Genomic DNA, 20814 nt, shown 5'->3' on the forward strand with positions numbered 1-20814 from the left:
TATAATCGCTATGTACATTCAAAGTAATACGATGTCTCAGGCCGAATTTATCCGGGCCGTGCTGGAAAGAGATGCCAGAAATATATACCGGGCACAGCAGCTCATTGTATCCCAGCGCATCTATCTGGCCGGAAAAGACCTGAAAGCAACCCGGCGAAAGGTAGGAATACAAAAACAGTCAGGAACATTGGAGAACGCCCTCTCGAACCCGGAGTTCTACATGAAATCGGAAGATGAACGGTTTGTCCTGGCAGCAAATTACCCTCTTTATATCCGGTTCCTGGACATGAAACACAAAGGAAACTGGAGAATATTCAACCGGCAGGTGTGGGGTATTCTATATAATAACGCACTCCCTGATATCAAAAATAAGTTTGGACAATTCATCAGCGACACTATTGGCGCTGCTCTTCGTGCTGCATTCCAACGATTTAATAAAAAATAGATATGGCTAAATTAAAAGATGATCATATAAAGTGGATTCTGGAACTGGATGCCAAAGGTGTTCAGGCCGAAATATCAACTTTATCTTCCCTCAGTAAAGAGTTGGAAGCCGATAATAAACGCCTCCAGGCCGAATACGCTGCTGCCGCAAAACAGATGAAGGAAACCCGGAAAGAACTGGAGCGCCTGACGAAAGCCGGCAAAGAAGATTCGGAAGAATTTAAAGAGTTAGAGGCCACTCTCGAGTCTGTATCATCCGATATGACTGACTATAAACGAAAGATGGTCGAGAACACCAAAGCCATTGAACAAAACAGAAAGACTGTAGAAGAAATGGTCAAAACTCTTCGTATCGAAGATATGACTATGGATCAGTTGAAAAAACGAGCCAAAGAACTACAAACCCAATTAGATAAAACAGCCGAAGCCACACATCCCGAACAATACAACGCCCTGGATAAAGAACTGAAAGCTGTTAAAAGCCGGATGAGCGAACTCGACTCCGGATCAAAATCCATGTTCTCTGTATTCAAAGGAGGCCTCATGGTCCTGGCCGGTAATCTGATGACCAAGGCTATAGATAAAGTAGGTGAATTGATATCTACAGGGTTAGAATGGGTGAAGGTAGGAATGGATATGGCCAAAAGCTCGGAGGGTACAATTGCTTTCTTTAAAGAATTAAGCGATAGCAAAAGGATACTGAAAGAAGTAAAAGAAGCTACGGACGGAACCATCAGCAGCCTCGATATAATGAAAAAAACTATACGGGCCAAAGAGATGGGTATCCCGATCGAAGATATGGCTAATCTGATGAAGTATGCCAGGATACAGGCTCAGAAGCTAGGTAAGGATATGGATTATATGTCAAATTCCATCGTAGACGGTATCGGTCGGAAATCGACGCTGGTACTCGATAACCTTGGTATATCTGCAACCAAAGTACAGGCTGAAGTAAAGAAGTCCGGAGATTTTACTCAAGGCGTTCTGAAGATCGTAAACGAAGAACTGGAAAAACAAGGTACTATTGCTCTGACCGGAGCCGACAAAGCTGCCATAGCTGCAGCGAAATGGGAAGATGCCCAGCTCAAGATCGGACAAAAGGCAAAATGGCTTAGTGAACTCTGGGATAAAGTATCCGGAAATATTGCCGATAAGATATCCGGGCTTATAGGAGATACACGTTCTCTCTCCGAACAGTACAAGGATCAGGTAGAAAAAGTGGCAGATCTGGAGATAAATTCGGTTACTCTGGCCAAACGTTATGATGAACTGAAATCGAAATCCAGTTTAACTAAAGATGAGTCAGCCGAACTGAACCGGATCATGAATACATTATCCCAGACAATCCCCGGAGTGGTCACTGAATGGGATAAATATGGAAATATTCTATCCATCAACACTCAGAAAGTATATGATTTTATAGACGCAGAAAAGGCCAAACTTAAATACATGCACCGGGATACGATCAAGCAGGCTGGAAAAGATATTGAGGACTATACCGAAAAGTTAGAGAAGGTGAAGGCAAAATATAGCAAAGGCTTCTGGGAAGAAACAATTACCAATAGATCAACCGGTGGGGATAGCTATACTATAAAACACATATATACTCCCGAACAGATGGCACAGTTCGAAAAAGAGATTCTCGAATATGGACAAATGGTAAAAGGAGCTGAAGAAACAGTAAATGAACTAACCGGAAAATCGATAGAGGACCAGATTAATCAGCAAAAAAATCTCATTGCAGCCCGGAGTAAGTTTACTGCGATGAATAAAAAGGAACTGGATACCTGGATCAAGGATGAGAAGAACGCTGCAAACGAATATCTGCAAATAGCTAAACAGATATACGATCAACGGTTCGGTACGAATCCGGACAAAGATCCTAAGACGCCAAAAGGGGATCCGGAACTACAACGTCAAAAGAAAGCATTGAATGCTATGCTGGAGACACTGGAGACAAGCCATCAGACAAAGATGGCCGATATCCGCAAAAAATATCTGGATGGCGAAATTAAATCAGAATCTGACTTCAACCGGAAGAAATTCTCCCAGGAACAGGCATATTATATTCTTCAGGAAGAATCCCTCAAACGGCATCTGGATAAAGTTACCAAGACCGAAGTCCGCGAAGATATCCTGAATAAGATTGCCGCAATACAGAACAAACGACTGGAACAGCAAATTAATTATCAGGCCAAACTGGAACAAATTATTCTGAATGCCAACCCGGAAGAAAAAGAGAAGCAAGAGTATGCTAACCGGCTTCATGACCTTGGCATATTCGGCAAATCACGCCAGGAACTGCAGATGCTGCAAATGTCTGCGGAAACTGAAGAAGAAAAGAACCTCCTGCAGAAAAAGATCGACGCACTCGAGATACTGGAAAAGCAACATCAGGATAATCTGTTCAATATCCGGCAGCAGGCTAAGAGCAAAGAAAAGGCCCGATCAGAGGAAGATTTTGAAAATAGTTTCAAAGCCCGGAAAGATGAAATGCAGCTGGAGCTGAATGACCTGATGTCACAAGCCCAAACACTGCGAGGTGGGGAGTCTTTTGATGCTGAAATGGCTGTGCATATGCAACGGCTTCAAATGATCAATGAAGAAATACAGGCCCGGAAGAATGCCGGTCTTGAAACAAGTAAGCAAATAGCTCAGATAGGCAGAGTCGAAGCCCAGATGACAGCTACAATAAAAAAAGAAAACGATAAGCGGGTATCAGTATACAATCAATATGCTAATACACTTGGTACTGCATTCGGTAATTTCTTTGCCGGTCAGACATCTGCACTTGAAGCATTCGGCGGTGCAGTGGTTGACATACTATTCGATACACTTGGTAAAATAGTAGAAACAAAAATAATGGAGGCTACTGCCGTAGCTGTTGCAGAACAGGCTAAGGCTGCTGCTATTGCAGCTGCATCCCCGGACAGTGTGATGTCATTTGGTGCCACATCGGCCATTCGTATTGCTGCCATTGGAGCAATAATCACCGGTGCATTGGTTGCTGCCAAGACCGCTCTGAAAGGTATGATAAGCAAGAAGAAAGGTAATTCCTCCGGCTCTTCATCATCAGAAACTACTACCAGCAGAAGGGTTGTCTCCGGTTATGCCGATGGCGGATATCACGAAGGCTATACAGGCCCGGGAGATAAATACGATGTGAAAGGTTACTTCCCCGATGGAGAACCATACCATGCTGGAGAATATATCATCCCTCAGGAAAAACTTAGAATACCCCGGGTTGTGCGGATGGTGCGTGAAATAGAATCAATCCCATCATCGGGAGGCAATAAGAATCCATTGCCTGAAGGATTTGCCGATGGCGGGTATCATGGAGATACATCCGGAGAATCGTATCAATCCCCGAACTTCTCGGAATTAAACCTCTCCATCAAAGAACTCAATGCGCTAATTGCTTTTTGGAAAGCCAATGGTGGCATACCGGCAATTATAAATATTTACGACCTGGCTAAGTCTCAGGATATTGTTGACGATTTCGGAAACTTTGGAAAAAAAGTATAAACGATGGATATAAAACTCAAAAACGGAGAAACACTCGATTTCAAACCGGACTTTAAATTAAGCCTGACATTGAATAATCCCATGCTGACAGAACAGGGATCGATGTCACTGCCGGTAGTACTGCCGGAGTCGAACCGCCGGAAGCTGGGCTTTCCTGACAGACTAGACCATGCCTACAAAATCAAACAGGTATTCAATACAGTGATCGGAGCAGGTTCTTATCAGAAACCGGCACTGCTCAGGACAACATCACATAATAAAGGCACTATAGGTGCATTTTACCTGAATGAGTCGGAAATGTACGCTAAGATGAAAGATGTAGACCTGTCGCAAGCATTCAATATCATTCGTCCGGCCAGTGACTTCCATGTAGCCGGCACATTCGCCGAGACTCTCGATATGGTGATAAAATACATGGAGCTGGTGATGGTCGATAATATTAAAGAAGATTTTCACCTGTTCCCTGTAGCGACAGATTACTATACGGAAACTGTTCATACGGGATTCGGAGACAAAGAATATACATTTTACCAGCTACTTAACGAACAGATGTCGGGTCAAAACAGGAATGACAATTTAACCGATATTGATTTGAACGGAGAAGAATACTACATGTTGGCCGGACGTAACGCCCGGCAATATAATGAAGGTGGTAGCCTTGTGGATGTCCCAAAAGGCTATGGCATCACTCCGTTCCTGAAGCAGTCATATGTTTTGCATCGTATTTTCGAGTATTTCGGCTACCGTCTGGAAGAATCTATTTTCGATACCGATCCTGAATTTCAGAAAATGGTCCTTGTCAACAATACCGCCGACGCTATAGTTAGAGGTGAATTAAACTATGCCCAGCTGGTCCCTTCAGGTACAATCAAAGATTATCTCGATTCCGTCCGTACAGACTACGGTTGCGAGTTCTTTATTTCGCCGGATCACAAATACGTTGAAGTAAAGTTCTGGAATGACCTTATAAAAAATAAGAAATTCATCCCGCTCGATAGCAAGGCTACAGGTAAAGAAATTCCTAACCTTGCCGAACCCAAATTACTAAAGCTGACCGGGAACCGGTCTATCGAATATACTGATGTGAATTTCGATACGCAGGAAAAGTTTGAAAAAAACTACGGGCAACTCAAATATGCTAAAGATACCATTTACCAGGGGCGTCCTGACTATCCGGCCGGTTATTATCTGATACAGTCTTTAGGTGATATTTACGAACGTTACCCTTATGTAAATGACTCCGGCAATACAGTCCGGGGTTGGCGTTACCATTCCAAATACCTGTTCGATAGCTACGAAGAAAAAACGGATACAGACTATGAAGATAAAGCCGGCAAACGGGATTATATAGCCTCCGTCTCTGCATTTGTTCATTATACCGGCACACTTGTAGGCGTTAATATACCGGGCGAATACCACCGGATGCTATTTATCGGAAACCGCCGTCATCTGAACACTTTTGTAAAAAAATTACATACAGACGAAAACGGGAACCAGACAGTCGCGGACGAAAAAGAAGATACTGTCTCATGCCCCATAATAACAGCGTTCTACAGAGGCAAGACTTCTCCTGCAGGACGGCCGAGACCAGTAATCTATGGTAATATAATGATGTATGATGATCAGGGAGAACCGCTCGAGGGTGGATTTAACCTTATTTTCGGTGGAGAAAATGGCTTATACAACAAGTTTTGGAAACTATATGCCGATGTTATCCGGCATTCATTCCTTCAGGTAGAGATCCCTTTGAAATTCGATATCCGGGATATACTTACTTTCAGGTTCGATAATATATACTTGTATAAAGGTCAACCATTGATACCCGAAAAACTGGAGTTTGAGATTGAAAAAGATAATAAGATAAAGGTTATTAGTGCATTATTTAGGACTATTCGGCTGTATTTAGATGAATAAAACGGAAGATACTTATTTTATATAACTAAGAAAAGTAAGTTTTTTGATTTTTTTCGTTAATTCGAATATTTTTTCACATCTTTGTAAAAGCATATAAGTTAACACTGCTTTAATGTCCTACTTTAGTTTCTAGCATTTTTATTAGTATTTCTAAAGAATTGATGTTATGAAAAACGTTATTAAATCTATCGCCATTTTTATATTTTTTCTTTCCTGTAATGGAAATGAGAATTTTCCAATTGTTCACGAAGATTATTATGTAAAAGTTGAAGCTTTTTATAAGTTTAATAATTCAGATGAACTATATCCCGATGGCAGTTCGGATGTATTTGTTTATTATGGCATACAAAGTTTGGACATTGTAGGCTTTAATATTGATGAGAAAGGTAAATTAATAAAAGATAACAAAGAAATTTTGCCCAATAAATATATCAAGACTAGCGCGGAAGGTAAATGTATGTTTATGTCAGACAATTTAGATGAACATGTTACTTTTATAATCGTAAGCCATCAATTTAAGGAACTACTCGCAATAAACAGTTTTTATAATTCCAGAACTCAGATAGAAATAAAAAGCGTAGTAGCTAATTAACGAGTATGATGAAAATATATTTTAAGACTTTTAGATATAAGAAAAGTATGTCAATTCTAGGAATTGCATCTTTGTTTTCATTAATATTTTTATTGATTGTAGTGTCCTGCAACAAGAATCAAAAAGGTAGTGCAGACAAATTGAAAGAACAGACTACAGATGCGACGGAATCAATCAATTCGGATTCGATAAATAGTGTTATCAGCGAAGACGAATTAGCTAATATATATAAAGAATATCTTTACTTTGATAGGAATGTATTTGTGTTGAAGCTATCAGGAGATGAAGCTTCAAAAATAGGCATTTCTTCTTCCAAATATAAAGCTATTATTTCTAGACTAAAAGAGATGAACTCGTTTTTAGAAAAAACGCTTAATGAACTGAAAGATGGAGAAACCCAAATTCTTCAAATCCCTAAAGAACGTATATTGGATACGTTAAACATTGATCCTAGAATTAGAATTACTGATTGATGTAAAAGTAAGACGGTATTACCGCCAATTTATTTAACCATTAAGTAAGAATATTATGAGAAAGATTAAAGTATTTTTCACACTATTACTAGTTGTGATTGGATTGCCATTTCTAGCTACTTGCCAAGGTACGATCGAAGATGAACCTGATAACATGACTAAAACCAGCCTTTCAGAAGATGAACTAATGAGTATATATAAGGATTATGTATATTTTGATACGGATATATTTGTATTGAAACTGTCAAAAACAGACGCTTTAAAAAAAGGAGTTTCTCCAGATCAATACAATTCAATTATTATTAATTTAGAAGAAATGAACTCATTTCTTAAAGGACATCTTGAAGGCCTTAAGGAAGGTAAGATAGAAATCCTCACTTTTCCCGAGGAACGTGTATTGAATAAATCCAAAATTGATTCGAGAATAGTCCTGGATAAAAATTCAGAGTTTATATTAGATAGAACTACAAAGTCTACATATGAAGTACAAGCTCCCAATGGACAAATAAGCTATGGCTTTGCTCAAATGCCAGGTGGTGCGTATGCCTGTAAATTAGGCGGGTATACTAAATGTATGGGAGGAATCTACAAGGTCGGTTTCACTAGTACTTATGCAACTGTTGAAACAGGTGTACGGGTTGGTTTTTGGCCAGCGAATCCTAAAGAATTTAATATTCATGCTCAATATGGATTCGCAGGAAAAGTTACTGTTTCCGGTACATGTGATTGTTGGGGGTGGGTCTCATGGTAGAATGAAAATCATTTAATATAATGATTTAAACAGCAAGAAAGATTTACTTGATAATCCGTTTTCGATAGTAGCCAGATGATATTTATACAAGCAACCAAATGACTTCAGATAAGCTGATAATATAAGAATGTACGGAACGGATTATAACAGCCCTGCCTTATGGCGGGGCTGTTTTTTTGTCCTTTACCTTCCTATCATAAAGCATGACTTTTGAATAAAAAATTCAAAAGTTTAATTGCGATGAAACTAAAATTCCAACTTCTTACATCAGCAGTACTCATCATTGTCGGATGCGGGCTGCTTATTGCCGGTTTCTGTGTCCCGCCTGTCGGAATCATAGACAGTTCTGTCCTGATTGCCTTCGGTGAGATCCTGACATTCGTCGGTGCCATTTTCGGCATAGATTACACCTACAGGTTCAAAGTTTCTAACAATAAAAGCGAGATAAAAGATGACAACAAATAAAAAGCTGCTCATTATCCTTGATCCGGCGCACGGAGAAGAAACGCCCGGCAAACGTTCCCCCGATGGCCGTCATCGCGAATATAAATGGTCCCGCGAACGCCTGAAGGTAATAGAACACTTACTACAGGCGCATGGATATACTGTTGTATGGACCAGTACATCTGATCGTGAAATCGGTTTAACCAACCGGAAAAACACAGGTACTAAGTTGACCAAACAATATTCGGATCTTGTACCATTGTTTATTTCACTTCACAACGATGCCTCCGGCGTCACCCCGGAATGGCGGCAAGCCCGTGGCGCCAGCGTATGGACATCTAAAGGCCGTACCACTTCAGATATATTCGCAGACTTCTTTATTCAGCGAATGACAGAATGGATGCCAAATATTAACCGGCGAATCTATTCGCCTGCATATTTGGATCGTGACTTTGAAAATGACTTCACCGTCCTGATGGGCGACTACTCTGCCTTACTTATTGAGTGCGGTTTTCAGGACAACAAAGAAGATGTCGCCCTGCTCGAAGACTCCCGGTTCTGCAACCAGGTTGAAGACTGGATTGTAGATTCAATCGAAGACTGCAACAATTATGTACTTGAAAAAATGACAAAATGAAATCCCATGCTCTTCTATCTCTTTGCCTTCTACTTGCTCTTACTGCGTGCCGGAGCAATAAGGACCTTCACAAAGTTTCTGAGTCAGTCTCAGAAGCGCAAAGCAGCGCATCCACGCATTCAAAAGACAGCACAGCGACCGCCACCAGCACCCGTGACAGTACGTCGAATATCACCTCCGAAAAACAATATATTCGAACAACCTGGTATCGACCTGACGGAACAATACGAAAAATACAGGAAGAAGGGCGGGAGGTTGAGCGAACTGAGCTGGCTGTTCATGATTCAGGATCATCTTCTGTATCCGTAGCTGAACAAAAGGTGGACAGCACAAAGAAAGTAAACCGGAAGAAGCTGGAGACAGAGCAGCTCAAGACCTTCACCGATTCGCGGCCCATCCAGGGCGGTTCGGAATGGTTTGGTGTGATAGCCGGCATATCTGTTTTCCTGATATTCTGTGGAATTATTGCATATCTAATTTATAGGAAGAAGAAAAAATGAAAGATATCGTAAGCGCCGAAGACATATCCGGTATGGATAAACTCTTCGAGATTTATAAGTCATTGCAAGGAAATGAATCAGCATCACAGTCCGGGTTTCAGGATTTCCTGAGCGTTAATTCTGCTGAAAGGATCGTTTTTCTGGAAACATATTGCGATTATTCCTTTATGCAGGTAGATCGCACCGCTATTCTTAAAGTCAAACCAAAAGCAGGCCTATGATAACTGATGTTACATATCCCAATAAGCATTGCTTCACCGGAAATCCCATTCTTGTAAAGGTCCAGGCTAATACAACCGATGATATCAACCTGAAGTTAAAGGTTGACACCGAGCCGGAAATAGTATTGACAATCACTCCCTATACACCTGTTTATACACCCTTATCGGAAGGAACATTCGATATCTCCGATATCCTGGATACCTACTTTAAGAAAGTATCCATCACAGAAGGATCGTTAATCACTTTGGCTCACGACTTCAGGATACAATACACTGTGACAATAGATGGCTATTCCGGAAGTTCCTTCGAGGGTTATGCTTACAGAGGCGGTATTAATAACAAAAATTATTCCCTGCTCGAATCCTGGGGCTGGGATATGTTCCGTTACAGGCTCGATAGCCCCGACCGGAGAAACTTCCTGTTTTCTACACGTACAAATTCGAACCAGATAAGGCTACGGGAAAGAGAACTGTATCCTTTTGTATTTATCCATCCCGGTACTCCCATATCCTTTGTTACATCCAACGGCCGGATCATTACTTATCCCGCACTGGTTAAAGGCAATGCCTGCACGATGGATTTTGAGACATTAAGGAATATGTTCGTCAGCCTTTTTAACGAACTGCCATCTTTCATCTCGGTACTTATCGACGGCAAATCTTTTTTTAATGTTACCATCACACCGGCTCAGATAGCTGAAGAACATGTGATACTCCGGTTTAAAAATTCATTGGGCGCTTATGAACAGATCGAGGTAACCGGCGCTGCTGTCAGGACCTCACAGTTTTCGGAAGAAAACACCTGGCTTACTCCCCATCGCGACGGTTACTATGAAGAATTACGTGACAGGCTGACCACAAAAGAGGGCGTAACCGTACAGACCGGTTATAAATCGAAAGACGAACTGGCGTTTATCAAAGACCTTCTCAAAAGTGATGAAATCTATTACATAGATCCGGAAGCGATTTATAACCAGAAAAGCAACAGATGTCACGTCACTACCGAGAAATACGAATATACAAAACGGAATGCATCACCTGAATCCATTCCTTTAAAAATCCGCTTTGTCACGGAAGAAACATTCGAATCCCCGGATATAATATTGGATTATGCTAAATCTGTATTTGAAAATATCACGGCTCAGGGTAAACCGGAAATAAATGGCGAAGGCTTTATCTACGATGATGACTATATGTTCTACGCAGAATAAAATAAAATAATAATATGGCAAAGAAATTTACAAGTAAGATTGGACTACAACCAATCTATTCTACTAAAGATCCTGATGGGAATCCAGCTACCCTTGGTGAAGCTGGTTGTCAGATAATGCGGGAAAATCTTGAGATAATAGAAGAAATCCTTGAAGAAAAAGCCGAAGAAACAGATGCTGATGGAAATAAGGTTGTACGTTCTCCCGACGGCAAGATTCTTTCTTCAGAAAAAGGACAGGATAGGACAAAGGCTCCTGACTTGAAATTATTTACAGAGGAAATTGAAAAATTAGAAGATAAAGTCGAGAAAGTCGAGGATCACACTACAAATGCTTTTATCCATGTGCAGACAATTGAGGAGCCGGGTTTTGCCGTATGCGATGTTCAAGGAAATTGTGGGTTACGCATAGACGAGTCCGGGAAAACATTTATGAATCTGGATTCGGTTTCTGCTTCGGAATTTTTAAAAGAAATATTAGAAAAAGGCTTTGCCATATCCGACCGTTTCGGATTTTCTCCGTTTGCAATCAATGCTAAGGGAGAAACAGACCTTAACCTGTCTAAAGCCACACTAAAACGCATAAAGCAACAACTGGAATCATTAGATAGTTTGCTACAAGCTGATTATAACCATATCGTAACCTACGGGCAAAGTTTAGGTGAGGGTTCACAGGCAAGCCCGATATTAACTACCTCCTCATTTTCGAAATGGGGGTTGATGTTCAATCATGGTATAAAAACCCGCTATGCTACCGCCCCGACTTATCAATCGTTTGTTGCACATATAGAGAGACAGGACGCCGAAAACGGGGAAACCCCGGCGGCCGGAACAGCCGATATGTTTATCCAGTCTGCCGAACTGAACGAAAGCGATAACAAATATGTCTTATCCTCTTGTTGTGCGCGTGGTGCAACTACTGTCAATGAATTATCAAAGGGGACAACATGGTATAATAATATTATTGCAGACGTAACCAACGGAAAGCGGATAGCAGAGGCACAAGGCAAGACATACAGGCTTATAGCTGTGACCTGGACTCAGGGAGAATATGATTACGGCAATGGCATAGCTTATTATAAAGGCAAACTAAAGCAATTGCGCAGCGACCTGATAAATGATGTTCACAACATAACAGGAGATGATTATTCCGATCTGCCTTTCATTACCTATCAGGTATCATCTTCATATACGGCGGGTAAATCATACCCGGATATAGGATTAGCATTATTACAGCTTGCACAGGAAGAAAACAGCGGCTTTTATATGGCGACTCCTATCTATCAACTTCAATATGCGGATAGTTGGCATTTAAAGAATTTCAGCTCTAAATTACTGGGGGCTTATTACGGGTTAGCGCTGTTTAATGTTTTGTTCGGGAATGACTGGAAACCATTATATCCCGCATCACATATTATATCAGGTAACAGCATATACCTAAAATTTAATAAAAAAGGATTGACATTCAGTAAGCCACCATATATAACCGCCACAATAACAAACAGGGGGCTTTCTCTGCTAAATGCATCGAGTGCCGAGATTATCCAGTCGGTAACCATCATAGAATCAGACACGATAGAAATAAAGTGTTCTGAAAGTCCTACAGGGCTTACCCTGACTTATGGCTTTGCCAACTCAAACAATAGAAACGCCGGAGAAATACGGGATAATTCGGACATGACTTATACGATTGCCGATGTAATATATCCTATGTATAACTGGTGTTCAATATTTGAATATAAACTTTAAAAATTAATCATATGGGAGTAGCGATAGTTGTACCCGAAGTGGATTGGAGCGACAAATCAGTAGCTCAGGTAACAATAGTAGGCGGAGAAGTTCCAGACCCTACAATCCCGGCAGAAGTGCGGATAATGTACACTTCTTATCTGTCAAAGACAGGTCGTGCGACAAATGATAATTTGTTGAATATGCTAGCCGAATTGTACGCGGCATCAGTATTAAGTAAGTGTACAGGTTTATTCTATCTTGCATCACCTGAGAACAATCTGGAACATGTGAAGTACAGTATTATTAACCTTAGAGCGCTTACTGTGAACAATACGCCTCTTGTAACTGCTACCGGAACCGGAGGGACTACAAAAGCGGGAGACTTTACAGACACAGGAGGGTATAATCTTTCGGCAAAAGGTTTGTTAGTTGTTTTTATGCTATCTGCAGCTCCTACTGGTAATGGAATAGACTGGGGAGCGGATGCGAATAAGGTTTGTGCTTTCACCTCTAATGGTGGTGATGGCAATTATATTAATAGTACCGTTATAAAATGGTCTGATGGCGTTGCTATATCGACCACCGAAGACGCAACGACAAAGAAAGGCGTGTACTCTTTTTATGTAAAGGGAACATCGGCAAGATACAAACATAACACAGTCTCTTTAACAAAAACGGTAACTGTGAGTTCTACTAATCCGTGGAATCCAAAACTGTTGAATTACGCATCGACAAACAACCGTACATCCGCAGTTCATAAAATGTATGCTACATTCAACAACGACATGACCGTGGATGAGATAAACGCGATACATGATATTTTTGAGAAATATAAGGATTTGATATAAATTTAATTATATTAAAAAGCCATTCAAACAATGTGAATGGCTTTTGTTCTAATAGGATGTGTCTCGGGTTTGATGCTTTTCCGTAATTTGCTCCGGCTTCCTTGTTTTTTATAACTTTAGAATGAGTCTACCTTTTTTTAATATATCAATGGGATTTAACAGATACTGAATAATCTTTTGATTAGACAAGAATAAGCAAATGGTAATAATGAGAAAAAACACGATAAATTCTAATAAAAGATTTACTTTCAAATTATATGTCGCCAATATGTTAATATAAAGAATGTAAACCATTGGAGCATGTAGCAAATAAATATCCATTGTCTTATTTCCCCATTTAGCCAATTTTATTGTCATTATATTTATTATGCACAATGAGACAAAAATAGATACAGAAAATGTTAACAAACGATACAAACATCCGCTTAGTTTATCATTCGGAAATAAAATATCAAATGAAACTATTCCATGCAAAGATATAGCAAACTGCACATTAGTAAATAGATAAATAGAAACAAAAACAATAGCGAGTGAAATTACTGAATATATCTTATTCCAGTTTCTTATCTTCTCTATTGTGCTATGCGAACAATAATAACCAAGAATGAAATAAGGAGAAAAGACAATTATCCTCGAAGGCAAATACATTAAAGAATCTGTTGTTGTTTTAAACCCTATAGTCAATGCAGCAACAATAGATAAAATAATTATAACGAAAAAATGAATTTTCAATTTAGAGATGAAGCAGAATGCAAAACGCCAGAATAATAAGGCCGGTATATACCACATTACATTACGCGGATGAAATAAAAAATCCCTTATAAGAAAAGAACCATCAAGCATCAGAGGGACAGACAATATAGCCTGAAAGACATAATAAGTAAGAAGTAGCGATAGAACATTCTTTTTAAATTTTGCCCATATTATATTTTTCGAAAAATATCCTGACACAAAAATAAACAAAGGCATATGAAAGGTATAAATGAAAATATAAAGGGCTGATTCCGTATCCAAACTATTCAATGTCACATTATGCTCCATCACATGTCCCAAGACGACACACATAATGAGGAAAAACTTCAATGAATCAAAAAAGGGGTCTCGATCCACAAGTGGGTGACCACTCGTGATATCCCTACAGTCCTGTTTAATTTTCATTTCTGAGAATCGAATCTTGTACACGAATACTTTCTTGTGATAAAAGTATAAATAATCTGTTAATTAAACCAAGTAAGACTTTTACCTAGTTTTAAAAAAAAAACCTATATGTCCATTGCACTTAGCAATAATAGGATTCGCAGATCTTCTTTCTTTTCTGATATATTTATTTGTTATTTCGATGCTTAAATGTTGTGCATGGTCTACTATCGTCAATGTTCCATTTTTTAATTTCAATCAATTAACTTCATTTTTATGAACGATGTTTATTTATCTATTGGAAAAATAAAACTCCCGGTAAAAATAAGATGTTAAATTATGGCCCTTATATTTGTTAAATTATTAATCAATTACTGTATAATACACTCACTAGTCTTGCTGACAGGCTCATTTTGTCCTGTCAGGGTTTATCCATACCTTCAGCCGAGTGTTCCAGTTTGCTTAATGCCGTTTTGTTCAAGCAGAGTTTTTAGCTTACCTATTTCTTGATTCAATTCAGCTATAACAGCGTCTTTATATTTTATCTGCCTATCGTGCTCGGAGCAATAGATTACCTTCCCTTCCTTAATTAAATTTGATATTAGCTTTTCTTCGCTAATGTTAACCGTGTTTTCGGAGTCACTTTTTAGCATTGATCCTTTACCCGTTATTAGCCATTCCAAATTCAAATCAGGAAAATTATCCGACATTTCAAAAAGCCACTTACTCTGTATGTCTGTATTATTCTTGATAGCTCTACGAATCATGCCATCGCTAGCTGATATCCTCTGTTCAAAAGCACTTATACTAATGCTTTGGTTTTCTATGAATAATTTTAGGCGTTCAATCATTTTGCTATTTATCAGTGAAAATAATCACGATTTATTTTGTTATCGTGATAATTATCCTATATATTTGCGTATAGTTTCAAATTGAAACTCTATAAAAGTATATATTTTTTTTCAAAATATGGATATAATAAAAGTAGAACATGGGGTTAGCGGCAAGCTGCAGAAGCTATTTGGAGTAAGCGCGCCAACTATACGACGGGCGCTCAGGGGAAATCTGGAGGGCCGGCTTTCGGAAGATAAGGCTCTGCGTATCCGAAAAGCCGCATTAGAAAACGGAGGTCAGATATTATATACTGAAAAATAGAATCCATGAAAACGTCTGATTTGGAAAAAGGCAACCGGTACAGATACACCGCCGGATGTGAAAGTATCGAAATAACATACCTGTACGAAATTATCAATGGGTATCTGTTCGAGCATGATGGTGTAAGAAAACCTCTCAGTATAATAGAAGTGAAGTTGTACATTGAAGAAATATAACCTATGGATATTTTTACATTAAAGCAAAAAATCATAGAAGCCAGCGATGTATCGGTACTCGGTGTATTGAAACACTTGTATCCGGCTTTCGATAACGTGAAGTTCGCAGAAGCTGTAGAAATAACAGGCAGCGAACGATGGCTGAAATACCATATCAAAAAAGGCAATATCACCAAAATCAGGCGTGGGACGGCAAAAAACTCACCCATCTTCTACAGCCGGCGAGAAATCGCAGCCGTGATGATGGCAGAAGCTGAACTGGCTAAATTTAAATAAACCTATGAGTTATATAAACCTCATTAATGACTTCTGGGACCAAAACGAAATACAGATATTCAAACCTGGAGAACAGCGCCTGTATTTTTATCTACTAAAGGTATTTAACAAGAGCGGTTGGAAAAGACAGGTAAACAGGACCAATGCCTTTATCCAAGGTGAGTTGGGAATGTCGTACAGTTCCTTAAAAAGAGCGCGGGACGGACTGAAAGAAAGAGGACTGGTCGATTTCAGATCGCAACAGGGGAAAAAGGATGTTACTTATAGTCTGCAGCCACTGCCGGAAGAAAATGTCCCATCCAATGAGACCACTTTTGGAACTGGTAATCAGTCGGGTACCGCGCCGCAGCCTACCGGAAGGGGAAGGCAGAGCAACAGAGCCGGATCCAGGACATCCCGAACTGGCTCCTCCCCTCCTCCTTCCAGATCTCAATCCGGCGCATACGATCCTGGTGGGGATCATCCACCGGATGACGGAGTAAGCCGGAACTGGAATGACCTGAAACGAAACCTAAATGAACTGAGCGTTCCACTTAGCGATTATCAGAAGATTGTACAGCTGTCGGATTACGGACGTGTGGGACACCCCGTGTGGAAAGCGTTCCACGAAATAAGCAGGAAGAAAGGTACGAGAGGCGCAATCGAAAGGCCGGGACCATGGATACAGTGGTATATAAACCAAGCTCCACCGACGGCTGCCGAACCGGCTCCGTCGCCTCCACCGGAGGTGCCTGATATCCCAGCGGATCGCCCACCCGATGACGGTGCAGAGCGCAACTGGAATGAACTAAAAAACCGGCTGAAAGAATTGAGATGTCCTCCGGCTGCAATAAACCAGATAGCAGCATTATCCGGTTACGGAAAAATCGGAAATCCGGTATGGAATGCACTGGAAGAACTCCGGAATAATGACAATGATGTTATTGCACCTGGTATGTGGATTATTTCTTATATAAGAGAAAACACCTAGCCAGTCAGGTCATATTTAGTAATATATTATCAATACGTATCCGTTCCCGTACTGGGAACGAATAGTAGAAAGTATACCCATATGCGAACTATCACATTTATACATAATATTTTTAATATCAATACAATATGGAAACAATTATCAAAACGGCATCCGTAAAAGTGATGCTAAGCTACGACTACTCGCACTTCGAGGCATCGATGTCCCTGGAGAACGAAAGCGGGCTGACAGTTCAGGATATCGACGACGCCCGGAAGAAATGCCAGCGCCTGGCAGATAAGGCAGTCGGCCAATACAAAAAAGCCAAGGAGATGGCCTCGCAGCGTTCACACGGGGAGTACAGGATGCGAAACTTCGAAGACCAATGCAAATACATCCAGTCCAAGGACGAACAGGACCGGACGGTGGAAGAAATTGCCATGCTCAAGCAATACGAAGACGAGAACTGGCAGGCCCAGTTCGAGTATGATTACGATTATGACGATGATTGCGATTACGGGTTATAAATCCACTCCGCAAAATTGCGATGTGACGAAAACAAAGAAAAAAAATGAAACAAACGGAAAATGAAATCGCCTTGGTACCTATACCCGGAACAAAAGAGAATATCTTCCGTACCAATGACAACGGACTATTCAATGCATCATCACTGGCCAAAGAGTATGGCAAGGATGTATACGGTTATCTCCGTGGCCAGAAGGTGAAAGACTTTGTGTTTGGTGTCAGCATCGAATATGATCTGGATCCGGAACTGGAATTTACGGACAAAGGCAACATCGTACGTGTGATCTCCGGAGGTACCGCTCCCGGTACCTGGATGCACCTCGATATCTTTATCAAGTTCCTCGGCTGGCTGGATCCGAAGCTCGAACGCGACTTCCTGAAGAACGCCTTCGCCGCGAACAGGAAACAAGACGATCCGCTCCAGCGACAGCTGGCCAAAACGGAAGCCGGGATAAAAACACTCAGGAAGAAACTCTCACGCAATCCCCTGTATAAAGAACTGCTCCGGAAAGAGAAGGAAGCGCAGCAGCTACAGAAGGAGATCGATAAAGGCCAGAAATCCTGCCGGCAGAATATGCTGAAAGAAGTAAGAAAAGCATTAGATAACCCACACCGTAAAATTGCGGAGTGACAAAACCAAATAAAATCATGGAAGAAAAAGAATTTACAGGAATTAATATTCCAAGTGACATTACCGATCCTGAGGTAATAGAATACTTCAAGCTCATAAATGAAGTCTTTAAAATGGCTTTTGATAAAAAGCTGCCCATTTTATTATTAGCAGAACTTGATTCAAGCAACGGCATTACTTCAGCTATGGGCTGTCCTCATTGTATTTCCAAATGTATTACTCGTTTTCTGGATTCATACCCAAAAGCTATGGATATTATGATGAATGGTCTGGTCGAGCATATGATAAATAAACATAAGGAATCGAACCCATTGTCTGTAATCGAACAACTAGTCAGAGATGCCAAAAAGAACACTGCAGCAGGTAATTGACGCCGCTAAAGCCGGCGAAGCCGTATCTCCGGAGGAATGCCGGGAAGCTATGCTGGCTTTGCATTCGATGTATACAAAATCACATATGGAGCTAGAAATTATTGCCGATGCAATGATTGATCCCGAAGGCTTATATTATACAGCAAATATGGTTCTCGGTAGTGGCGAACTATTAAGACAGAAACGGGATGTGTACATGAACAGAACGCCGGCAATCTACCTAAAGGAAATGGATATCCGGCAACAGGAAATAACAACGTTTTACGAAAACATCAATCATGAAAAAGCCTGATTTATCCTTTAATCACTACTTCCCGTTCTATACCCGGAAGATTACAGGGGTGAAGAAATATTATTATTGTATAGAAACGATCATGCATATTTCTGCAGAATTCGGTATACTTATCTCCATCGGCTATAAGCAAAAGAATATGGATAGTATTTGCATAATGCGGATAACTGATAGGACCAGGCTGTTCGATATCGCGATAAACGCTATCCATATATCATATACTGACTTTGCCGAAGATGTGAAAACAGCCTACCGATATATTTCTGCGGCTCTCAGAACCTTATCACCGGAGCCGGCTTACCGTGAAACATTGATGTTATCCACTTACTTTAAATTCAACCCTGTTTTAAAACTGGAAGTTAATCATTGGCACAGGGAAATAAAACTGTCATACGGCAGCTTCGAATATAAGATAATGGATGGGAAAAAGGTTGAAAATAATGAGCCTGTCGATGACGGTTCGGAGGAATACACCCTGCTGAAAAGAGTTTCTGCAACTTTACGTGTAATCGAAAACCACCGGACATACCAGGAGATCGCGAACAACTATTTCGAAAAGCAGCTGGATGACGAATGGGATTGTTACACCGGATATTTCGCGGCGCCGAAGTGTATACGGAAAAATGAATATAGGGTATGATTAAAATGGAATTGGATAAAGAGGATCTGATATGCCTTGTCAATGGATTTGACCTTGGCTATGAAATACCTCCTTTGGCCCGAAAGTGCGGGACATGGACCGGCGGGTTTGTCGATGAATGGAACTGGGATAAAGATAAGCTCAGGAAACTTACTGAAGAACAACTGTTGGAAGTATATAACGAATGTAAAAATTTAAAGAAATAATGGAAAAAATTAAATGCATCACGTTCGACCCGGAAGCGCAGGATGCTCTTCCGGAAGAAGTAAAAGCCAGGATGAAGGCCGACCGGGAAAAGGCTATGGCCGAGAGGGATAAAAACCGTATTGAAATCGGCAAATATACTATTACATATAACCGCAAAAACATACCAAAGTTTGTGCAACGATTGACGGACAGAGCCATGCATATGATTGCCGGAGGCGACAGCCTGGAAGAAGTGGATCTGGTACTACGTTCCCATCTGAAGGAAATAGAATACCATGGCAGTATCTATATCAGCTACATGGGAATATGCGAATGGAACGACAGGGAGTCCCTGTATATCCGGAACAGCTCGGGTGATTATACACTGGTGTCGATAAGGCCGATAAAGGAAGACCAGGATAAATAACCAAACCGCAAGTTTACGGTATGAACAATAAACCAAAAAATATGGAAAAAATAACTACCTATGGACCATTCGACCTGACACACGGCAAATGCAAATGCTGCGGGGAAACCTCCTCCGAGATCGTGATCGGGGAGAACATGTGCGCTGACTGCGTACAGATGATCGAATTCGAGGAAATGTGTATGAAAATGATGGAAGGAGGCAAATATGAAATATGAAAAGCCGAAATACTTAGCTGGCAGTACAAACACCACACCGCAAAATTGCGGAATGAGTACAAATACACTAAAATCCAACCAACCGACGCCTGTAACATTTACCAAGGTCACGCCCAGACAAGAGAAGTCCTGTATCTATAATCCGAAGCGCCGGACACAGGAAGAGATTGAGAGCGATATCGCTGCAGTTGAAGCCCGCATCGCCCGGGGCATAGACATCGGTCCGGAATGGAACCAGTTAATAAACCGGTACAACAGCCTGCAGGTAGAATATGATAGAGTATCGGCAGCCAACAATGAGGACTCGGACAGAAAGAAGTATTTGAAAAAGCAACGGGAAAGAACCAGGTTAAGATAATATACCAATGGATGGAAATACCACACCGCAAAATTGCGGAATGAACACGGAAAAGGAACCTGAAGCCGGAATATGTAAAGTTTGTGGCTGTACCGATAACCACGCCTGTTATGATCCTGAATATGGTCCATGCTGGTAGGTGGATGAAACATATACTCTATGTTCACATTGTGCCGGCCCGGA

At 40.7% G+C, this 20814-nt stretch carries 29 protein-coding genes; 27 read left to right on the forward strand and 2 right to left on the reverse strand.

The window, feature by feature from the left end; all coding sequences use genetic code 11:
- The first annotated feature begins 10 nt into the window (after positions 1–10).
- The 13 genes from QZL88_RS10175 (at position 11) to QZL88_RS10235 (ending at position 13290) form a co-directional block, all read left to right on the forward strand.
- Entirely contained in the window at positions 11–445 is a 435-nt protein-coding gene (locus QZL88_RS10175; RefSeq protein WP_052303102.1) for a hypothetical protein, read from the forward strand.
- A 2-nt stretch (positions 446–447) separates the two neighbouring features.
- Positions 448–3969, forward strand: a complete 3522-nt coding sequence (locus QZL88_RS10180; RefSeq protein ID WP_296940791.1) for a hypothetical protein — start codon at positions 448–450, stop codon at positions 3967–3969.
- 3 nt (positions 3970–3972) lie between these two features.
- On the forward strand, positions 3973–5883 hold the full coding sequence (locus QZL88_RS10185; protein ID WP_296940793.1) for a hypothetical protein: 1911 nt from the start codon (positions 3973–3975) through the stop codon (positions 5881–5883).
- Positions 5884–6049: 166 nt separating this feature from the next.
- Positions 6050–6475 (forward strand): hypothetical protein, encoded by a 426-nt coding sequence (locus QZL88_RS10190; protein ID WP_296940795.1) that lies wholly within the window; start codon positions 6050–6052, stop codon positions 6473–6475.
- A 5-nt stretch (positions 6476–6480) separates the two neighbouring features.
- On the forward strand, positions 6481–6948 hold the full coding sequence (locus QZL88_RS10195; protein ID WP_296940797.1) for a hypothetical protein: 468 nt from the start codon (positions 6481–6483) through the stop codon (positions 6946–6948).
- Positions 6949–7003: 55 nt separating this feature from the next.
- Entirely contained in the window at positions 7004–7699 is a 696-nt protein-coding gene (locus tag QZL88_RS10200; RefSeq protein WP_296940798.1) for a hypothetical protein, read from the forward strand.
- 240 nt (positions 7700–7939) lie between these two features.
- Positions 7940–8164, forward strand: coding sequence for a hypothetical protein (locus QZL88_RS10205; RefSeq protein ID WP_296940801.1), 225 nt, complete (start codon positions 7940–7942; stop codon positions 8162–8164).
- A complete protein-coding gene (locus QZL88_RS10210; RefSeq protein ID WP_296940803.1) occupies positions 8151–8780 on the forward strand; it encodes an N-acetylmuramoyl-L-alanine amidase in 630 nt (209 codons plus the stop codon). The genes QZL88_RS10205 and QZL88_RS10210 overlap by 14 nt, the downstream gene beginning before the upstream one ends.
- The gene (locus tag QZL88_RS10215) at positions 8777–9280 is read left to right on the forward strand and encodes a hypothetical protein (RefSeq protein WP_296940805.1); all 504 of its coding nucleotides are present in this window, start codon (positions 8777–8779) and stop codon (positions 9278–9280) included. Before QZL88_RS10210 ends, QZL88_RS10215 begins: the two co-directional genes overlap by 4 nt.
- Positions 9277–9501, forward strand: coding sequence for a hypothetical protein (locus tag QZL88_RS10220; RefSeq protein WP_296940807.1), 225 nt, complete (start codon positions 9277–9279; stop codon positions 9499–9501). Before QZL88_RS10215 ends, QZL88_RS10220 begins: the two co-directional genes overlap by 4 nt.
- On the forward strand, positions 9498–10712 hold the full coding sequence (locus tag QZL88_RS10225; protein ID WP_296940809.1) for a hypothetical protein: 1215 nt from the start codon (positions 9498–9500) through the stop codon (positions 10710–10712). The genes QZL88_RS10220 and QZL88_RS10225 overlap by 4 nt, the downstream gene beginning before the upstream one ends.
- Positions 10713–10726: 14 nt before the next feature.
- On the forward strand, positions 10727–12460 hold the full coding sequence (locus QZL88_RS10230) for a sialate O-acetylesterase (protein WP_296940811.1): 1734 nt from the start codon (positions 10727–10729) through the stop codon (positions 12458–12460).
- Between the two features lie 11 nt (positions 12461–12471).
- Complete coding sequence (locus tag QZL88_RS10235; protein WP_296940813.1) at positions 12472–13290, forward strand: hypothetical protein; 819 nt, start codon at positions 12472–12474, stop codon at positions 13288–13290.
- 108 nt (positions 13291–13398) lie between these two features.
- Here QZL88_RS10235 and QZL88_RS21205 read toward each other — a convergent pair whose 3' ends face one another.
- Positions 13399–14448, reverse strand: a complete 1050-nt coding sequence (locus QZL88_RS21205; protein WP_363927448.1) for an acyltransferase family protein — start codon at positions 14446–14448, stop codon at positions 13399–13401.
- Between the two features lie 419 nt (positions 14449–14867).
- Positions 14868–15278, reverse strand: a complete 411-nt coding sequence (locus tag QZL88_RS10240; protein WP_296940816.1) for a hypothetical protein — start codon at positions 15276–15278, stop codon at positions 14868–14870.
- A 118-nt stretch (positions 15279–15396) separates the two neighbouring features.
- Here QZL88_RS10240 and QZL88_RS10245 point away from each other — a divergent pair, with 118 nt between their 5' ends.
- The 14 genes from QZL88_RS10245 (at position 15397) to QZL88_RS10310 (ending at position 20770) form a co-directional block, all read left to right on the forward strand.
- Positions 15397–15582: a hypothetical protein gene (locus QZL88_RS10245; protein WP_006800647.1), complete on the forward strand. Its 186-nt coding sequence runs from the start codon at positions 15397–15399 to the stop codon at positions 15580–15582.
- A gap of 5 nt (positions 15583–15587) precedes the next feature.
- On the forward strand, positions 15588–15758 hold the full coding sequence (locus QZL88_RS10250; protein WP_296940820.1) for a hypothetical protein: 171 nt from the start codon (positions 15588–15590) through the stop codon (positions 15756–15758).
- 3 nt (positions 15759–15761) lie between these two features.
- On the forward strand, positions 15762–16034 hold the full coding sequence (locus tag QZL88_RS10255) for a hypothetical protein (RefSeq protein WP_296940822.1): 273 nt from the start codon (positions 15762–15764) through the stop codon (positions 16032–16034).
- 4 nt (positions 16035–16038) lie between these two features.
- Positions 16039–17004, forward strand: a complete 966-nt coding sequence (locus tag QZL88_RS10260) for a hypothetical protein (RefSeq protein WP_296940824.1) — start codon at positions 16039–16041, stop codon at positions 17002–17004.
- 128 nt (positions 17005–17132) lie between these two features.
- Complete coding sequence (locus tag QZL88_RS10265) at positions 17133–17510, forward strand: hypothetical protein (protein ID WP_296940827.1); 378 nt, start codon at positions 17133–17135, stop codon at positions 17508–17510.
- A 44-nt stretch (positions 17511–17554) separates the two neighbouring features.
- Positions 17555–18139 (forward strand): KilA-N domain-containing protein, encoded by a 585-nt coding sequence (locus tag QZL88_RS10270; RefSeq protein WP_296940829.1) that lies wholly within the window; start codon positions 17555–17557, stop codon positions 18137–18139.
- 17 nt (positions 18140–18156) lie between these two features.
- A complete protein-coding gene (locus QZL88_RS10275; RefSeq protein ID WP_296940832.1) occupies positions 18157–18510 on the forward strand; it encodes a hypothetical protein in 354 nt (117 codons plus the stop codon).
- On the forward strand, positions 18479–18802 hold the full coding sequence (locus QZL88_RS10280; RefSeq protein WP_296940834.1) for a hypothetical protein: 324 nt from the start codon (positions 18479–18481) through the stop codon (positions 18800–18802). The genes QZL88_RS10275 and QZL88_RS10280 overlap by 32 nt, the downstream gene beginning before the upstream one ends.
- The gene (locus QZL88_RS10285) at positions 18789–19442 is read left to right on the forward strand and encodes a hypothetical protein (RefSeq protein WP_296940836.1); all 654 of its coding nucleotides are present in this window, start codon (positions 18789–18791) and stop codon (positions 19440–19442) included. Before QZL88_RS10280 ends, QZL88_RS10285 begins: the two co-directional genes overlap by 14 nt.
- A complete protein-coding gene (locus tag QZL88_RS10290; protein ID WP_296940837.1) occupies positions 19439–19648 on the forward strand; it encodes a hypothetical protein in 210 nt (69 codons plus the stop codon). The genes QZL88_RS10285 and QZL88_RS10290 overlap by 4 nt, the downstream gene beginning before the upstream one ends.
- Positions 19648–20055: a hypothetical protein gene (locus tag QZL88_RS10295; RefSeq protein ID WP_296940839.1), complete on the forward strand. Its 408-nt coding sequence runs from the start codon at positions 19648–19650 to the stop codon at positions 20053–20055. Before QZL88_RS10290 ends, QZL88_RS10295 begins: the two co-directional genes overlap by 1 nt.
- Positions 20056–20075: 20 nt before the next feature.
- Complete coding sequence (locus tag QZL88_RS10300) at positions 20076–20273, forward strand: hypothetical protein (protein ID WP_296940840.1); 198 nt, start codon at positions 20076–20078, stop codon at positions 20271–20273.
- Positions 20263–20631 (forward strand): hypothetical protein, encoded by a 369-nt coding sequence (locus QZL88_RS10305; RefSeq protein WP_296940843.1) that lies wholly within the window; start codon positions 20263–20265, stop codon positions 20629–20631. The genes QZL88_RS10300 and QZL88_RS10305 overlap by 11 nt, the downstream gene beginning before the upstream one ends.
- A gap of 7 nt (positions 20632–20638) precedes the next feature.
- Complete coding sequence (locus QZL88_RS10310) at positions 20639–20770, forward strand: hypothetical protein (protein ID WP_296940844.1); 132 nt, start codon at positions 20639–20641, stop codon at positions 20768–20770.
- The last annotated feature ends 44 nt before the right edge of the window (positions 20771–20814 follow it).

It is taken from the genome of uncultured Dysgonomonas sp., from assembly GCF_900079725.1.
Taxonomy (GTDB): Bacteria; Bacteroidota; Bacteroidia; order Bacteroidales; family Dysgonomonadaceae; genus Dysgonomonas.

Excerpts from the sequence above, each read along its gene's own strand:
- QZL88_RS10175 (WP_052303102.1), top strand. The coding sequence starts at position 11 with ATGTACATTCAAAGTAATACGATGTCTCAGGCCGAATTTATCCGGGCC.
- QZL88_RS10180 (WP_296940791.1), top strand. The coding sequence starts at position 448 with ATGGCTAAATTAAAAGATGATCATATAAAGTGGATTCTGGAACTGGAT.
- QZL88_RS10185 (WP_296940793.1), top strand. The coding sequence starts at position 3,973 with ATGGATATAAAACTCAAAAACGGAGAAACACTCGATTTCAAACCGGAC.
- QZL88_RS10190 (WP_296940795.1), top strand. The coding sequence starts at position 6,050 with ATGAAAAACGTTATTAAATCTATCGCCATTTTTATATTTTTTCTTTCC.
- QZL88_RS10195 (WP_296940797.1), top strand. The coding sequence starts at position 6,481 with ATGATGAAAATATATTTTAAGACTTTTAGATATAAGAAAAGTATGTCA.
- QZL88_RS10200 (WP_296940798.1), top strand. The coding sequence starts at position 7,004 with ATGAGAAAGATTAAAGTATTTTTCACACTATTACTAGTTGTGATTGGA.
- QZL88_RS10205 (WP_296940801.1), top strand. The coding sequence starts at position 7,940 with ATGAAACTAAAATTCCAACTTCTTACATCAGCAGTACTCATCATTGTC.
- QZL88_RS10210 (WP_296940803.1), top strand. The coding sequence starts at position 8,151 with ATGACAACAAATAAAAAGCTGCTCATTATCCTTGATCCGGCGCACGGA.
- QZL88_RS10215 (WP_296940805.1), top strand. The coding sequence starts at position 8,777 with ATGAAATCCCATGCTCTTCTATCTCTTTGCCTTCTACTTGCTCTTACT.
- QZL88_RS10220 (WP_296940807.1), top strand. The coding sequence starts at position 9,277 with ATGAAAGATATCGTAAGCGCCGAAGACATATCCGGTATGGATAAACTC.
- QZL88_RS10225 (WP_296940809.1), top strand. The coding sequence starts at position 9,498 with ATGATAACTGATGTTACATATCCCAATAAGCATTGCTTCACCGGAAAT.
- QZL88_RS10230 (WP_296940811.1), top strand. The coding sequence starts at position 10,727 with ATGGCAAAGAAATTTACAAGTAAGATTGGACTACAACCAATCTATTCT.
- QZL88_RS10235 (WP_296940813.1), top strand. The coding sequence starts at position 12,472 with ATGGGAGTAGCGATAGTTGTACCCGAAGTGGATTGGAGCGACAAATCA.
- QZL88_RS21205 (WP_363927448.1), bottom strand. The coding sequence starts at position 14,448 with ATGAAAATTAAACAGGACTGTAGGGATATCACGAGTGGTCACCCACTT.
- QZL88_RS10240 (WP_296940816.1), bottom strand. The coding sequence starts at position 15,278 with ATGATTGAACGCCTAAAATTATTCATAGAAAACCAAAGCATTAGTATA.
- QZL88_RS10245 (WP_006800647.1), top strand. The coding sequence starts at position 15,397 with ATGGATATAATAAAAGTAGAACATGGGGTTAGCGGCAAGCTGCAGAAG.
- QZL88_RS10250 (WP_296940820.1), top strand. The coding sequence starts at position 15,588 with ATGAAAACGTCTGATTTGGAAAAAGGCAACCGGTACAGATACACCGCC.
- QZL88_RS10255 (WP_296940822.1), top strand. The coding sequence starts at position 15,762 with ATGGATATTTTTACATTAAAGCAAAAAATCATAGAAGCCAGCGATGTA.
- QZL88_RS10260 (WP_296940824.1), top strand. The coding sequence starts at position 16,039 with ATGAGTTATATAAACCTCATTAATGACTTCTGGGACCAAAACGAAATA.
- QZL88_RS10265 (WP_296940827.1), top strand. The coding sequence starts at position 17,133 with ATGGAAACAATTATCAAAACGGCATCCGTAAAAGTGATGCTAAGCTAC.
- QZL88_RS10270 (WP_296940829.1), top strand. The coding sequence starts at position 17,555 with ATGAAACAAACGGAAAATGAAATCGCCTTGGTACCTATACCCGGAACA.
- QZL88_RS10275 (WP_296940832.1), top strand. The coding sequence starts at position 18,157 with ATGGAAGAAAAAGAATTTACAGGAATTAATATTCCAAGTGACATTACC.
- QZL88_RS10280 (WP_296940834.1), top strand. The coding sequence starts at position 18,479 with ATGCCAAAAAGAACACTGCAGCAGGTAATTGACGCCGCTAAAGCCGGC.
- QZL88_RS10285 (WP_296940836.1), top strand. The coding sequence starts at position 18,789 with ATGAAAAAGCCTGATTTATCCTTTAATCACTACTTCCCGTTCTATACC.
- QZL88_RS10290 (WP_296940837.1), top strand. The coding sequence starts at position 19,439 with ATGATTAAAATGGAATTGGATAAAGAGGATCTGATATGCCTTGTCAAT.
- QZL88_RS10295 (WP_296940839.1), top strand. The coding sequence starts at position 19,648 with ATGGAAAAAATTAAATGCATCACGTTCGACCCGGAAGCGCAGGATGCT.
- QZL88_RS10300 (WP_296940840.1), top strand. The coding sequence starts at position 20,076 with ATGAACAATAAACCAAAAAATATGGAAAAAATAACTACCTATGGACCA.
- QZL88_RS10305 (WP_296940843.1), top strand. The coding sequence starts at position 20,263 with ATGAAATATGAAAAGCCGAAATACTTAGCTGGCAGTACAAACACCACA.
- QZL88_RS10310 (WP_296940844.1), top strand. The coding sequence starts at position 20,639 with ATGGATGGAAATACCACACCGCAAAATTGCGGAATGAACACGGAAAAG.